Raw genomic sequence first — 13956 nt, forward strand, 5'->3', positions numbered from 1 at the left:
GGCCAGCGGCCGCCCGTGATCAGTCTATGGACGCGCCAAGCCGGCGTCCACCCGCTCAGTCGTCCCGCACATCGGTGATCCCGAGCAGCTTCAGTTTGCGGTGAAGCGCCGAGCGTTCCATGCCGATGAAGCTCGCAGTGCGGCTGATGTTCCCCGAGAAGCGACGAATCTGCACGCGCAGATATTCGCGCTCGAAGGTTTCGCGGGCCTCGCGCAGCGGCGCGCCCATGATCGCGCCGCCCCCGGCCGCGAGCTCGCCCTGGTCGCCCAGCACCTCGGACGGCAGCAGGTCGAGGTCGATCCGGCCGATCCGGTCGCCCGGCGCCAGGATGATCGTGCGTTCGACGACGTTGCGCAGCTGGCGGACGTTGCCCGGCCAGTCGTAGGATTGCAGCGCGACCATGGCGTCGGCGGCGATCTCGGGCGTGGGGACGCGGCGCTCGTTGGCGTAATGCGCCATGAAATGCTCGACCAGCGCGGGGATATCCTCGCGCCTGTCGGCCAGCGGCGGGATCGTCACCGGCACCACGTTGAGCCGGTAATAGAGGTCCTCGCGAAACCGTCCCTCAGCAATTTCGTGCGTCAGATCGCGCGCGGTGGCGGACACGACGCGGACGTCGACCTTGACGACGCGGGTGCCGCCGATACGCGTGAAGCTCTGGTCGGTCAGGACGCGCAGGATTCGCGCCTGGGTCGCGACCGGCATGTCGGCGATCTCGTCGAGGAACAGCGTGCCTCCATGCGCCTGTTCGAGCAGGCCCGGGCGAACCAGGTCGCCCCCCTCCTCCACGCCGAACAGCTCCTCTTCGACTCGTTCGGGCGTCATCCGCGCCGCGCTGACGACGACGAACGGCGCCTGGACCCGCGTGGACCAGCCGTGGAGCAGCCGCGCGGCGACTTCCTTGCCGACGCCCGCGGCTCCCATGATGAGCACCCGGCTGCCGGTTCCGGCGACGCGCTTCAACGTAGCGCGCACGGTATTGATCGAAGCGGACGTGCCGGTGAGGTCGCTCTCACGTCCGGCGCTGGCGCGAAGGCTGGCGACCTCGCGGCGCAGCCGTTCGGTCTCGGTCGCGCGCGCGACCATCAGCAGCAGGCGTTCGGCCTCGAACGGCTTCTCGATGAAGTCGGCCGCCCCCTTGCGAATCGCCGCCACGGCGGTGTCGAGGCTGCCGTGGCCGGAGATGACCAGTACCGGGATCGACGCGTCGCGCCGCTTGATCTCGTCGAGCAATTCCAGTCCGTCGAGCCGCGAGCCCTGAAGCCAGACGTCGAGCAGGACGAGCGATGGACGCCGGGTCGCGATCGCCTCCAGCGCGCTGTCGCTGTCAGCGGCGGTGCGCGTCTCATAGCCCTCGTCGTCGAGCACGCCCGACACGAGTTCGCGAATATCCAGTTCATCGTCGACGACGAGGATGTCGAGCGCCATCAGCTAGTTCCGATTCCTGATCAATGCGGCGAGCTGGCCCTCCCCTGCCGGCTCGGGGGCGTTTGCTCCCTGGTCGAGTGCGGCGAGCGATGCCGCGTCGAACGTCATCGTGACCACCGTTCCTCCGCCGTCACGATCGGAAAAAGTAATGGTACCATGATGTTCCTCAGCAATCTTCTTGACGATCGCGAGGCCGAGCCCCGTCCCTCGAGCGCGCGTCGTCATATAGGGTTCGACGATCCGGTCGCGATCCGCCGGCAGGCCGACGCCGGTGTCGGCAACGGCGACGTACGATCGGGGACCGTCCTCGCCGATCGTCATGCGGATCACGCGATCGCCGGCGTCGCGCGCCTCGATCGCCTCGACCGCGTTCTTGACGATGTTGGTCAATGCCTGGCCGATCTGGCGGCGGTCGCACACCAGCGACGGGCCGGGTTCGTCATGCTCGAGCACGAAGCGGATCGTGGGATGCGCGACCTCGTGCAGGAACATCGCCTGGCGCCCGATATCGACCAGCAATTCCTCGCGAAACACCGGCTTGGGCATGCGCGCGAAGTCGGAGAATTCATCGACCATCCGCCGCAGGTCGCCGACTTGGCGGACGATCGTGTCGGTAAGCCGCGCGAAGGTGGGATCGCCTTCGTCGACCTTGCCGCCATAGCGTCGCTGGAGCCGTTCCGCAGCGAGCTGGATCGGCGTCAGCGGGTTCTTGATCTCATGCGCGATCCGGCGCGCGACGTCGGACCAGGCGGCGCGGCGCTGGTCTAGGACCTGCTGGGTGATGTCGTCGAACGTCAGAATCGGACCGGCATCGGTCCGCGCGATACGGACCGCGAGCGTTCGCGGGTCGGTGGCTCGCGCCACCTGGACGATCGCCTCGCGCTCGCCACTGGCGACGAGCGAGGCGAGTTCGGGCGAGACATCGGCGAGCGGCCGATCGACCAGGCCATCGCTGCCGGTGCCCAGCAGCTCGGTCGCCGAACGGTTGGCGATCCGTACGCAGCCGTCGGGGTCGACCGACACCACGCCGGCAGAGACGCCGGCCATCACCGCCTCGATCAGCGCGCGGCGATTGTCGAGTTGGTTGTTGGCGGTGCGCAGCTCCGTATTCTGCTCCTCGATCCGCCCCGTCATCTGATTGAAGGCGCGCGCTAGCGTGCCGACTTCGTCGCGGCTTCGAGGATCGGGCACGCGCGCCGTCAGATCACCGTCCGCTACCCGCCTGGCCGCGGCGACGAGGTCGCCGACGGGCCGGACCAGCCGGTCGGCAACCGCCAGCGCGATCCACACGGCGATGCCGACGATCAGCAACGACACGATCAGCAGCGCAGCGTTGAACCGCAGCTGGAGCGTCTTTGATCGCGACTGGAGCGCCCGATAGTCGGCGACGATCTGGTCGCCTCGACGCAGCTGCGTCGCGATCGTCTCGTCGAACACGCGCGCCGTGTAGAGGTATGTGTGGGGCCCATAGTCAAGGGGCACGAGCGCACCCGCCCGGTCGCGGCTCTGCACGGTAACGCTGGGCTCACCGGTGTCGATGCGGTTCATCATCGCCTCAGTCACCACCCGATTGAGCGGACGGTCGTAGGGATTGACGAGGGCAAGCGGGTTGGCATCACCGCGGCGAACGATAACCGCTTCGGACAGGTTGCGCCGGTATAACTGAAGGCCGAAGCCCTGCGCGAAGCGCGGCGCGTCGATCGGCCCTTCGCGAAGCAGGTTGGACACATCGACCGCCATAGCGCGCGTTTCGCCGTCGACGCGGTTCAACTCCTGCTGGACATTCTCCCGTACGAGAGAGCTTGCATTCTCAAGCATCCCGCGGGCGCGGTCTGAATACCAGAACTGAACGCCGTACTGGAACAGCACCGAGGCGAAGATGGTGACGAGGATCATTGGCACCGCGGCGACGGTCGAGAAGATCGCCACCAGCCGGACGTGGAGCTGACCGTTGCCCCCAATCGGCGAGCGCGCGGCGCGGCGCCGGGCGATCCGCCGCCCGACCAGCATCAGCAGGCCGACACCGGGAACCAGGTTCGCGACGAGAAGCAGCGCGACCAGCGGCGGCGTCATCGGCTGGGTCGACGTTCCGCCCTCCAGCACCCCATAGGTCGTCGCTGCGATCACCACGGCGATGGCGAACACCAGCAGTTCGATCGCAGGCGTCACCGTGAAACCGCGGCGGGGCTCGTCTTCGATCATCGAGGGCGTCAGCGACGCTGTCATCGACCTGCCGTACAACGTGATCTGTTGCACGGAAACCACATAATTCAAATGAGGCGCGTCAATTGGCTGTGTCGAGGGATCGTGACGGCATGACGTCGTCGTCCTCAGCCGTCACCGCGCGGGGCGATCGCTAGGCTATCCAGCCGTTTACGCAACGTGTTGCGATTGATGCCCATGGCGCGGGCGGCACGCAGCTGATTGCCGCCGTGTCGCGCGAGCATCATCTGGATCAGGGGGCGCTCGACCTCGCCGATCACCCGGTCATACAGCGTGCCGTCGTCGAGCGCGCCCGGCCGCTCGCGGGCGATCCGCTCGATCAGCGTCTGTACGGCATCCTCGATCGCATCGCCGCCGTCGGTCGGGACGGCGCCGACCGGCCCCAACGCTGCGCGAATGGCAGCGGCGTCGATCACCTCGTCCCGCAGCAACGCCGCCAGCCGCCGCATCAGGTTTTCCAGCTCGCGGACATTCCCCGGCCAGTCGTGCGCGACGAGTACTGCCGTCGCCTCGTCGGACAGGATGCGGCGCGGCAGGCCCATCGCGGCGGCCTGATCGAGAAAGTGGCTGGCCAGCGTCGGTATGTCCTCACGACGTTCCCGCAGGGCGGGCAGCGCGATCGGCACGACATTGAGGCGGTAGAAGAGGTCCTCGCGGAACTGTCCGCTCGCGACCTGGCCGAGGAGATCGCGATTGGTCGCAGCGACGATCCGCACGTCGGCACGCAGCGCGCGGACTCCGCCAACCGTCGTGAATTCGCCCGACTGTAGGACGCGGAGCAGCCGGGTCTGGGCCTCGATCGGCATGTCACCGATCTCGTCGAGAAACAGGGTGCCGCCCGCGGCCTGTTCGAACCTGCCGGCACTTCTCTGGGCCGCGCCGGTAAAGGCACCGCGCTCATGGCCGAACAGCTCGGCTTCGATCAGCTCGCGGGGGATCGCCGCCATGTTGATGGCCACGAAGGGTGCGGCACTGCGCGGGCCGAGATCATGGATCGCGCGGGCTACCAGTTCCTTGCCCGTCCCCGATTCGCCGGAGATGAGGACGGTAAGGTCGGTCGCGACCACCCGGGCGATGACGCGATAGACGTCCTGCATCGCCGGCGAGCGGCCGATCAGCGGCAGCGCAGGGTCCTCGGCCGGCTCCGGCTGGGCGACCGCGGCGCCGCGCGCCAGCGCCCCCGCCACCGCGCCGGTCAGCATGTCGAGATCGAACGGCTTGGGCAGATATTCGTAGGCGCCGGCTTCGGTGGCGCGGACGGCGGTGACCAGCGTGTTGCGCGCCGACATGATGATGACGGGAAGCTGCGGCTTGATCGTCGCGACCGCCGCCAGCGCGGCGATGCCGTCGCCATCGGGCAGCACGACGTCGGTGACGAGGACGTCGATATGTTCGGCCCCGGCCAGCTGCCGGTCACGCTCCGCCAGCGTGCCGACCGCCACGACGTCATGACCGGCACGACGCAGCGCCTGCCCCACGACGGTGCGGATCGCGGCGTCGTCGTCGACCACCAGGATACGGCTCATTCGGACGCCCTCGGCAGTAACAGGCGCAGGACGGTTACTTCGGGATCTCCCTCGCGGCTATACTGGACGGTGCCGCCCATATCGCGCATCAGCTTGTCGACCAGCGCCAGCCCAAGCCCCTGCCCGTCGGGGCGCCCGGAAACGAAGGGATCGAACAGATTGTCGGCGATGTCGGGCGCGGCACCCGGGCCGCTGTCGATAACGCAGATCTCGATCGGCAGCGGCCGGCGCGGCCGGCCGGGTGCCGCGCTGACCGCCAGACCGTGACGATAGGCGGTGGTCAGATGGATACGACGATCAGGTCCGCCTTCAGTGGCTTCTGCGGCGTTCTTCATAAGGTTTATGAGAATCTGCAGCAGCGCTTCGCGATTGCAGCGAGCAAGGGGCAGCGATGGATCATAGCGTTCGACGATCGTGACGTCGCGCGCAAACCCGGCTCGCGCCAGGCCGCGCGCGTGTGCCAGCAGGGGGTAGATGTTCTCGGCGGCCAGCGAGAGCGGCCGGGTATCGCCGAAATCCTGCATGCGATCGATCAGCCGCGCGATGCGATCGACCTCGTCGACGATCAGCGTCGGCAGCTCCCCCTGCCCCATCAGCTGCGCGGCACCGCGGATCCCGGACAGCGGATTCTTGATCTCATGCGCGAGCATCGCCGCCGCGCCGATCGCCGCGCGCGCGCCGGCACTGCGCTCGGCGGAATGACCAAGGCCACGCGTGCTGGCGGCGGGATGGAGCGCGATCGTCCGCCAGCCGGGACGATCGGCCACCGCCGACTGGACATAGTCGACGCGGATCCGCTGGCCGCGCGGGGTGACGATCTCGATATCATAGAGCGCGAGCCCCTTGGCGTCGCCGCGCTCAAGCCCGACCGGCGGCAGCACCTCGCCCACCGGACGACCACGCATCGTCCGTTCGGACAGCTGAAGAAGTTCTTCCGCTAACGCATTGGTATCACTGATACGATCGTCGGGATCGATCACCAGGACGGCGACTGGCAGGGCGTCGAACAGGGCGGGAAAACCGGGATGACCGCCGCCGTGGGCAGCGTCATGCAGCGGCACGTCGCCGCCACGGAGCATAGAATTCAGCGAGCATCGCCTTCACGACGTCGGCGTCCGGCTCCTGGTTCACCTTGTTGCGAAATTCCGCCGATCCCGGGAGCCCGCGCGTGTACCAGCCGATATGCTTGCGGGCCATGTTCACGCCGGTCATCGTGCCGTAATGGCTTAGCATCGCGTCGTAATGCTCTGCGATAACGGTATATTGCTCGTCGAGATCGGGATCGTCGAGGCGCTGGCCGGTCGCCAGCCAGTGCATCATCTGGCTGAGCAGCCAGGGCCGGCCATAGGCGCCTCGCCCGATCATCACGCCATCGGCACCCGACTGGTCGAGCGCCGCCTCGGCATCCTCGATCGAGCAGATATCACCGTTGACGATGACCGGCAGCGACACCGCTTCCTTGACGCGGCGAACGAAGCCCCAGTCGGCCTCGCCCTTGTACATCTGGTTGCGCGTCCGGCCGTGGACGGTGACGAGCTTGATGCCCAGATCCTCGGCGATGCGCGCCAGTTCGGGCGCGTTCAGGCTGTCGTGGCACCAGCCCATCCGCATCTTCAGCGTCACCGGCGCCTCGACCGCCTTGACGATCGCCTCGATCAACTGCGCCGCGAGCGTCAGATCACGCATCAGCGCCGATCCGGCGTCGCCGTTCGTAACCTTGCGGACCGGGCAGCCCATGTTGATGTCGATAATCGCCGCCCCGCGATCCTCGGCGAGCTTCGCCGCTTCCGCCATCTCGTAGGGCGTACAGCCGACCAGCTGCATCGACACCGGCTCTTCCGACAGATGCCACGCCGCCTTCTGGAGCGACTGACGGGTCTCGCGGATCGCCGCCTGGCTGGCGATCATCTCGGTGACGTTGAGCCCGGAGCCATAGCGCCGCACGAGCGTACGAAAGGGCATGTCGGTGACGCCAGTCATCGGCGCCAGCACGACGGGGTTGTCGATCCGCACGGGACCGATCTGGATGGGAGCGAGTGGACGCATGGTGGTGCCTGAAAAATGGGCATGTACGCGCGCGCCTCTCGCGGCGCAAGGCTGGCGACGTCATCGCAGAGCCGGTAGGGCGGCGTCATGACCACCGCAGCCATCCTCGTCGCCGCGGGCAGCGGCACCCGTGCCGGTGGCGATGTGCCCAAGCAGTTTCAACGACTGGCCGGTCGGCCGCTGATCGCTCATGCCCATGCCGCGCTCGTCGCTCATCCCGCGATCGACGAGGTGGTGGTGGTGGTGGCCGCAGACGGTATCGATCACCTCGCCGAGGCACTGGGGCCGGTGCGCTACGTCATCGGTGGTGCCTCCCGCCGCGAGTCGGTCGGGCATGGCTTGGCGGCGGTGCGGGCCGACCGTGTGCTCGTCCACGATGCCGCCCGCCCCTTCCTCACAGCGGCGGTAATCGACCGCCTGATCGCAGCGCTCGACGATCACGACGGCGCGGTGCCGGTGTTGCCGATCGCCGATACGCTGGCGCGCGACGAGGGCGTGCTCGGCGAGGTCGTACCGCGTGGCGGGGTGATGCGCATTCAGACGCCGCAGGCCTTTTCCGCCGCCTGCCTGCGCGCGGCGCACGCCGCCTGGCCGGTCGACGAGGAAGCCACCGACGACGCGCAGATGGTTCGCCGGCTTGGCGGACGCGTCGCGTTGGTGCAGGGCGATGCGATGCTCGATAAAGTGACCCATCCCGACGACTTCGCCCAGGCCGAGGCGCGCGCGGCGTTCGAGACGCGCAGCGCGAGCGGTTTCGACGTCCATCGGCTCGAAGAGGGCGAGGAGTTGTGGCTGGGCGGCGTGCTGATTCCCCACGACAAGGGCCTGTCCGGCCACAGCGATGCCGACGTGGCGCTGCATGCGCTGACCGATGCGCTGCTCGGCACGATCGCGGCGGGCGATATCGGCACGCATTTTCCGCCGAGCGACCCGCAATGGCGGGGCGCCGACTCCGCGCAGTTCCTGGTCCATGCCGCCGGGCTGATCGCCGCCAGGGGCGGGCGGGTCGACTTCGTCGACCTGACGATCATGTGCGAAGCGCCGAAGATCGGCCCGCACCGCGCGGCGATGCGCAGCCGGATCGCCGGTCTCCTCAACCTGTCGGAAGAGCGGGTAAGCATCAAGGCGACGACCACCGAGCGACTCGGCTTCACCGGACGCGGCGAAGGCATCGCGACCCAGGCGATCGCGACGGTCAGCGTGCCGCGATGCTGAGGTCCGCCGCCATCACTGCCGCCCTGACGCTGGTCGCCCAGCCGGTCGCCGCGCAGACCGGCTGCATCACGGCGCCCGAGGCGGAGGCGATGACGATGGTCGCGATGCCAGAGATCCTGCGCCAGACAGGCACGGTCTGTGCCGCGCGACTGCCGGCGACCAGCCTGATCCGCCGCAGCGACAGCAATTTGATCGATCGCTACCAGCGCGAGGCCGATCGCGCCTGGCCGAACGCGCGCGGCGGCATCGTCAAGCTCAGCGATCCGGCTATCGCGCCGCTGCTCGACTCCGATTTCGCCCGTGGGCTGCTCGTGTCGCTGCTGGTGCCGCAGATCGTCGGGAGGATCGCGGTGAGCGACTGCGCGATGATCGATCGGCTGGTGACGCTGCTCGATCCCCTGCCCCCGCGCAACACCGCGGGCATCGTCGTCGCCGCGCTTCAGTATTTGAAAGCCGAAAAGGCGAAGGGCGCGCGGATCGACGTGCCCGACCTGCCGCTGTGCCAGGCGGTTCAGCGATGAGCGACTGGACGCTGCCCGACGAGCTGGTCGAGGCCGCCACGCGCGTGATCGAGGCCAATCGCGCCGCCGGGCGTCGCATCGCGCTGGCGGAGAGCTGCACCGGAGGCCTGGTCAGCGCGGCGCTGACCGAGGTGCCGGGGTCGTCGGATGTGTTCGAAGGCGGCCTCGTCACCTATTCGAACGACGCCAAGATGAAGCTGCTGCGTGTCAGCTCGGACGTGCTGGAGACCTTCGGCGCGGTGTCGATCGCCGTCGCCTGGAGCATGGCGCGCGGTGCGCTGGAGCAGACCGGCGCCGATGTGGCCGTGGCGATCACAGGCATCGCCGGGCCGGGCGGCGGGTCGGCGAAGAAGCCGGTCGGCACGGTCGTCTTCGCCCGTGCGGAAAAGGGCGGCGACCCGGCCGACGTCCATGCCGACCGGCGCGAGTTTCCCGACACCGGCCGTGGCGGCGTTCGCCGTCAGGCCGCGCTGTGCGCGCTCGAACTATTGCTGCCGCCGGCACCGTAGAGCTGCGCGGCGCGCTCTTCGAAGGCGCCGATCATCTTGCGCAGCGCCTGGCCGAATACCTGGCCCGCCAGCATCTCGAACACCCGGTTCTTGAACGCGAAATCGACGGTGAAATCCACCGCGCAGCCCGTCCCTTCGGGGCGGAAGCGCCAGTCGTTATGGAGATACTTCAGCGGACCATCGATATATTCGACATGGATGCTGTTTGGCCGATCCTTGCCGACCTTCGACGTGAACGTCTCGCGCAGACCCTTGAAGCCGACGATCATGTCGGCGATCGTCTCGGTCGGCGTGTCGCGCCTCACCCGCATCGCCGAGACCCAGGGCAGAAACTCGGCATAGCGGCCGACGTCGGCGACGAGGTCGAACATCTGCTCCGCACTATAGGGCAGATGCCGCGTCTCGTGATGCTTAGGCACGCACCGCGTCCTTCGCCAGCTTGGCAGCGCGCGCGTTGCGCAGCCGCGCGAAATCGTCGCCCGCATGATAGCTCGACCGCGTCAGCGGCGACGAGGCGACCAGCAGGAAGCCCTTGGCGCGCGCGATGCCGGCATAGGCGTCGAACGCCTTGGGCGTCACGAATTCGGCCACCTTGGCGTGGCGCGGCGTCGGCTGGAGATATTGGCCCATCGTCAGGAAATCGATGTCGGCCGAGCGCATGTCGTCCATCACCTGATGAACCTCGAGCCGCTCCTCCCCCAGGCCGAGCATCACGCCCGACTTGGTGAAGATCGACGGGTCGTGCCGCTTCACGCTCTCCAGCAGCCGCAGCGAGGCGTAATAGCGGGCACCGGGGCGGATCGTCGGATAAAGCCGGGGCACCGTCTCCAGATTATGGTTGTAGACGTCGGGCCCTGCCTCGACGATCGACTCGACCGCGGCCTGCGCCTTGTTGCGGAAGTCCGGCGTCAGGATCTCGATCGTCGTCTTGGGCGTGTTGCGCCGAAGCGCCTGAATGACCTTCACGAACTGCGATGCGCCGCCATCGGGCAGGTCGTCGCGATCGACCGAGGTGACGACGATATGTTCGAGCCCAAGCTCTGCGGCGGCCACGGCGACATGCTCGGGCTCGAGCGGATCGACCGCGCGCGGCATCCCCGTCTTCACGTTGCAGAACGCGCAGGCGCGGGTGCAGGTGTCACCCAGGATCATTACCGTCGCATGCTTCTTGGTCCAGCACTCACCGATGTTGGGGCAAGCGGCTTCCTCGCACACCGTGGCGAGGTTCAGCCGGCGCATCAGCTGCTTGGTTTCAGCGAACCCGACGGAGGTCGGTGCCTTGACGCGGATCCAGTCGGGCTTGCGAACGCGCGGTGCGGCCAGCGGAGTCATCTCGTTCATGGGGGCGCAGATAGCGATTGTGCGCGCGCGAAACAACGAAGCTGTACCAGGATCATCGAAGCGTGGGCGGCGGTCCTGGCCTGGCGTGACGCCAATGTGTCGACTGTCCGATTTTGACATGGATCACGATCGGACATGCGTCGAAAGGTCTATGGACATAGTTTGCAATAATCGGACACGATGCCAGCTCGAGCCGGGAAGCCGCTTTGGCGGAGAATGTTTGATGTTATCACCGCGATGGTCGAGGCGTGTGCACCGCCTGCGACAATGGCCGGCGTCGGTCGCCTTCATTGCGGTGAACCTGCCGGTCGTCAGGCCGCTGCTGAGGCGCCGCTATCAGCGTGATCTCGACGCCTACCGGTTCCAGCTGCCGACGCTCAGCGACGTCGACGCCTCGATCGTCGACGGGCTGCATCGGCGCGGCGTTCATGTCACCAGCCTCCCCGCACTCGGGCTGGACCGATCCGAAGAGATGATCGCGGCGGCTCGCGATCTGTCGGATCGCTATGCTGTAGAGGCAAGACACCGCAACGCTGACGGCGACCAACACCTGATCGTTCCTGCCGAACAGACTGCGAAGCCCGTGCTGTTCGAATGGGGACTGCAGGCCCGGCTCTCGATATCGTCGAGCGCTATCTGGAGCTTCCCGTTGCCTATGACGGGCCGTCGATCATCTATACGGTCGCGGACGGACGCGAAGGAGCGACGCGGCTGTGGCATCGCGATCGGGAAGACCGTCGAATGTTGAAGGTTGCCGTGTACCTCAACGATGTCGGGTCAGACGGCGGACCCTTTCAGCTCTTTTCACGCGTCGACGAACGTCAGAACGACCGCCATGGCTATCGCTATCACGAAGCGGACGAGGTCCATTTCCGCGAGCTGTTCGGCGAAAACTATGCCGACTCGGTAACGAGCTGTACCGGCCCTGCCGGCACGGTGGTCTTCGCCGACACCGCGAAGTATTTCCATCGGGGGGCGCCGGCGTTCGCCCGGGATCGGGCTGCAGCCTTCTTCAGCTATTTCGCCCGGCGGCCGCGCCATCCATTCTTCTGCGAACGGTCAGGACTGACCCGCGACCAGCTGGCGGTAATCGCCGCGGGTCTGCCGAAGCGTCAGCAGGATGCCGTGCTCTGGCATCAGGCGCTGCCGCTGCCGTTGCGAATGATCCCCCCGGCTCCATTGTAAGCGTCGACCGTCCGGCCTTCCCGGCACGCGGCCGACGCTCCATGATCATCCGATCGGCTGGTCAGCGGTCGAGCGGATGTTGAGTTCGCGCAGCTGCTTGGCCGAGACGAAGCTGGGGGCGCCCATCATCAGGTCCTCGGCTTTCTGCGTCATCGGGAAGGTGATGACCTCGCGGATGTTCGGCTCGTCTGCCAGCAGCATGACGATGCGGTCGACGCCGGGCGCCGAGCCGCCGTGGGGCGGTGCGCCGTACTTAAAGGCGTTGATCATGCCCGCGAAATTGGTGTCGACGTCCTCGCGGCTGTAGCCGGCGATCTCGAATGCCTTGTACATGATCTCGGGCCGATGGTTCCGGATCGCGCCGGAGGACAGCTCGATGCCGTTGCAGACGATGTCGTACTGATACGCCAGGATATCGAGCGGGTCCTTGGTCTCCAGCGCCTCCAGCTCGCCCTGCGGCATCGAGAAGGGGTTGTGGCTGAAGTCGACCTTCTTGGCGTCCTCGTCATATTCGAACATCGGGAAGTCGACGATCCAGCAGAACTCGAACCGGCTCTGGTCGAGCAGGCCTAGCTGATCGGCGACGCGGGTACGCGCCAGCCCCGCGAGCTTGGCCGCCTGCGCTTCCTTGCCCGCCGCGAAAAAGATGCCGTCGTCCGGGCCGAGGCCGAGCGCGTCGGCCATCGCTGACATCTTGTCCTCGCCATGGTTCTTGGCGATTGGACCGCCCCATTCGCCGCCCTTGCGGGTGGCATAGCCGAGGCCGGCGAAGCCCTCGCCCTGCGCCCAGCTGTTCATGTCGTCGAAGAACTTGCGGCTCTTGTCCGCCGTGCCCGGCGCCGGGATCGCGCGGACGACGTCGCCCGCCTCGACGATCGATGCGAAGCGGCCGAAGCCTGAGCCCGCGAAATGCTCGCTGACGTCGGTGATGATGAGCGGGTTGCGCAGGTCGGGCTTGTCGTTGCCGTACTTCAGCATCGATTCGCGGAACGGGATGCGCTTGAACGGCAGCGGGCTGACGGTGCGACCCTTGCCCTGCCAGTCGGCGAACTGCTCGAACACGCCGTGGAGCACGGGCTCGATCGCGGCGAAGACGTCGTCCTGCGTGACGTAGCTCATCTCGAAGTCGAGCTGGTAGAATTCACCGGGCGAGCGGTCGGCGCGGGCGTCCTCGTCGCGGAAGCAGGGCGCGATCTGGAAATAGCGGTCGAAGCCCGCGACCATCAGCAGCTGCTTGAACATCTGCGGCGCCTGCGGCAGCGCGTAGAACTTGCCCGGGTGGACGCGGCTGGGGACCAGATAGTCGCGTGCCCCCTCGGGCGACGAGGCGGTCAGGATCGGCGTCTGGAATTCGGTGAAGCCCTGGCCGATCATCCGCTGGCGCAGCGAGGCGATGACGTCCGAGCGCAGCTTGATGTTCGCATGAAGCCGCTCGCGACGCAGGTCGAGAAAGCGATAGCGCAGGCGGATATCCTCGGGATATTCCTGGTCGCCCGCCACCGGCATCGGCAGCTCCTGCGCGTGCGACTGGACGGTCGCGGCGCGCGCGAACACCTCGATCTCGCCCGTGGCGAGATTGGCGTTCGCGGTACCGGCGGCGCGGGCCTTCACCTCGCCGTCGATCGTCACGACCGATTCGACGCGGACCTCTTCCAGCACCTTGAGCGCCGGCGAGTCGACGTCGGCCACGACCTGGGTGATGCCGTAATTGTCGCGCAGGTCGACGAACAGCACGCCGCCGTGATCGCGCTTGCGATGAACCCAGCCCGACAGGCGGACGGTCTCGCCGACATTCGCGGCGGTCAGCGCGGCACAGGTGTGAGAGCGGTAGGCGTGCATGTGTGTCGTCTCATATGCAGGGCCGATCCATGGACGACCCGTGACTGGGCCCCGGCCTGCGCCAGGGTGGCTGATAAGGGAGGTCGCGCCCTCCCCTCTTACGCCCCTCTTTGTCAACCCGC

General features: G+C 67.3%; 13 protein-coding genes. 5 read left to right on the plus strand and 8 right to left on the minus strand.

Features of this window, described 5'->3' with window-relative positions; all coding sequences use genetic code 11:
- Nucleotides 1–55: 55 nt before the first annotated feature.
- The 5 genes from ntrX to dusB all read right to left on the minus strand — a co-directional run bounded on the left by ntrX (nt 56) and on the right by dusB (nt 7224).
- Complete coding sequence (gene ntrX, locus GGQ80_RS09695) at nt 56–1429, minus strand: nitrogen assimilation response regulator NtrX (RefSeq protein ID WP_183984222.1); 1374 nt, start codon at nt 1427–1429, stop codon at nt 56–58.
- A 3-nt stretch (nt 1430–1432) separates the two neighbouring features.
- On the minus strand, nt 1433–3655 hold the full coding sequence (locus GGQ80_RS09700) for a sensor histidine kinase (protein ID WP_183984224.1): 2223 nt from the start codon (nt 3653–3655) through the stop codon (nt 1433–1435).
- 104 nt (nt 3656–3759) lie between these two features.
- Nucleotides 3760–5178, minus strand: coding sequence for a nitrogen regulation protein NR(I) (ntrC, locus tag GGQ80_RS09705; protein WP_183984226.1), 1419 nt, complete (start codon nt 5176–5178; stop codon nt 3760–3762).
- The gene (locus tag GGQ80_RS09710; RefSeq protein WP_183984228.1) at nt 5175–6257 is read right to left on the minus strand and encodes a two-component system sensor histidine kinase NtrB; all 1083 of its coding nucleotides are present in this window, start codon (nt 6255–6257) and stop codon (nt 5175–5177) included. The genes ntrC and GGQ80_RS09710 overlap by 4 nt, the downstream gene beginning before the upstream one ends.
- Nucleotides 6226–7224, minus strand: a complete 999-nt coding sequence (gene dusB, locus GGQ80_RS09715; RefSeq protein WP_183984230.1) for a tRNA dihydrouridine synthase DusB — start codon at nt 7222–7224, stop codon at nt 6226–6228. Before dusB ends, GGQ80_RS09710 begins: the two co-directional genes overlap by 32 nt.
- A gap of 87 nt (nt 7225–7311) precedes the next feature.
- Between dusB and GGQ80_RS09720 the strand changes: the two genes are divergently transcribed.
- From GGQ80_RS09720 to GGQ80_RS09730, 3 genes are read left to right on the plus strand one after another with little or no spacing between them, the layout of a single operon-like run.
- A complete protein-coding gene (locus GGQ80_RS09720; RefSeq protein WP_183984232.1) occupies nt 7312–8439 on the plus strand; it encodes a bifunctional 2-C-methyl-D-erythritol 4-phosphate cytidylyltransferase/2-C-methyl-D-erythritol 2,4-cyclodiphosphate synthase in 1128 nt (375 codons plus the stop codon).
- A complete protein-coding gene (locus GGQ80_RS09725) occupies nt 8433–8960 on the plus strand; it encodes a hypothetical protein (RefSeq protein ID WP_183984234.1) in 528 nt (175 codons plus the stop codon). Before GGQ80_RS09720 ends, GGQ80_RS09725 begins: the two co-directional genes overlap by 7 nt.
- Nucleotides 8957–9469 carry a CinA family protein gene (locus GGQ80_RS09730; protein WP_183984236.1) on the plus strand — a complete coding sequence of 171 codons (513 nt, stop codon included), beginning with the start codon at nt 8957–8959 and terminating at the stop codon, nt 9467–9469. The genes GGQ80_RS09725 and GGQ80_RS09730 overlap by 4 nt, the downstream gene beginning before the upstream one ends.
- Here the strand turns inward: GGQ80_RS09730 and GGQ80_RS09735 are convergent.
- Both GGQ80_RS09735 and lipA read right to left on the minus strand, forming a co-directional pair.
- Nucleotides 9421–9888, minus strand: a complete 468-nt coding sequence (locus GGQ80_RS09735; RefSeq protein ID WP_183984238.1) for an SRPBCC family protein — start codon at nt 9886–9888, stop codon at nt 9421–9423. The two genes, GGQ80_RS09730 and GGQ80_RS09735, sit on opposite strands and share 49 nt — an antisense overlap.
- Entirely contained in the window at nt 9881–10810 is a 930-nt protein-coding gene (gene lipA / locus GGQ80_RS09740) for a lipoyl synthase (RefSeq protein WP_183984240.1), read from the minus strand. The genes GGQ80_RS09735 and lipA overlap by 8 nt, the downstream gene beginning before the upstream one ends.
- A gap of 250 nt (nt 10811–11060) precedes the next feature.
- Here lipA and GGQ80_RS09745 point away from each other — a divergent pair, with 250 nt between their 5' ends.
- A complete protein-coding gene (locus GGQ80_RS09745; RefSeq protein WP_183984242.1) occupies nt 11061–11558 on the plus strand; it encodes a hypothetical protein in 498 nt (165 codons plus the stop codon).
- Nucleotides 11552–11995 carry a hypothetical protein gene (locus tag GGQ80_RS09750; RefSeq protein ID WP_183984244.1) on the plus strand — a complete coding sequence of 148 codons (444 nt, stop codon included), beginning with the start codon at nt 11552–11554 and terminating at the stop codon, nt 11993–11995. Before GGQ80_RS09745 ends, GGQ80_RS09750 begins: the two co-directional genes overlap by 7 nt.
- Nucleotides 11996–12040: 45 nt before the next feature.
- On the opposite strand, the gene aspS is transcribed toward GGQ80_RS09750, so the two are convergent.
- Nucleotides 12041–13834 carry an aspartate--tRNA ligase gene (gene aspS, locus GGQ80_RS09755; RefSeq protein ID WP_183984246.1) on the minus strand — a complete coding sequence of 598 codons (1794 nt, stop codon included), beginning with the start codon at nt 13832–13834 and terminating at the stop codon, nt 12041–12043.
- Nucleotides 13835–13956: the final 122 nt, after the last annotated feature.

It is taken from the genome of Sphingomonas jinjuensis (genome assembly GCF_014197105.1).
Classification (GTDB): domain Bacteria; phylum Pseudomonadota; class Alphaproteobacteria; order Sphingomonadales; family Sphingomonadaceae; genus Sphingomonas; species Sphingomonas jinjuensis.

Bases quoted from the DNA above. Each gene is read 5' to 3' on its own strand.
- GGQ80_RS09730 (WP_183984236.1), top strand. From the start codon at position 8,957: ATGAGCGACTGGACGCTGCCCGACGAGCTGGTCGAGGCCGCCACGCGC.
- GGQ80_RS09710 (WP_183984228.1), bottom strand. From the start codon at position 6,257: ATGCTCCGTGGCGGCGACGTGCCGCTGCATGACGCTGCCCACGGCGGC.
- dusB (WP_183984230.1), bottom strand. From the start codon at position 7,224: ATGCGTCCACTCGCTCCCATCCAGATCGGTCCCGTGCGGATCGACAAC.
- GGQ80_RS09720 (WP_183984232.1), top strand. From the start codon at position 7,312: ATGACCACCGCAGCCATCCTCGTCGCCGCGGGCAGCGGCACCCGTGCC.
- ntrX (WP_183984222.1), bottom strand. From the start codon at position 1,429: ATGGCGCTCGACATCCTCGTCGTCGACGATGAACTGGATATTCGCGAA.
- ntrC (WP_183984226.1), bottom strand. From the start codon at position 5,178: ATGAGCCGTATCCTGGTGGTCGACGACGACGCCGCGATCCGCACCGTC.
- GGQ80_RS09725 (WP_183984234.1), top strand. From the start codon at position 8,433: ATGCTGAGGTCCGCCGCCATCACTGCCGCCCTGACGCTGGTCGCCCAG.
- lipA (WP_183984240.1), bottom strand. From the start codon at position 10,810: ATGAACGAGATGACTCCGCTGGCCGCACCGCGCGTTCGCAAGCCCGAC.
- GGQ80_RS09700 (WP_183984224.1), bottom strand. From the start codon at position 3,655: ATGACAGCGTCGCTGACGCCCTCGATGATCGAAGACGAGCCCCGCCGC.
- GGQ80_RS09750 (WP_183984244.1), top strand. From the start codon at position 11,552: ATGTTGAAGGTTGCCGTGTACCTCAACGATGTCGGGTCAGACGGCGGA.
- aspS (WP_183984246.1), bottom strand. From the start codon at position 13,834: ATGCACGCCTACCGCTCTCACACCTGTGCCGCGCTGACCGCCGCGAAT.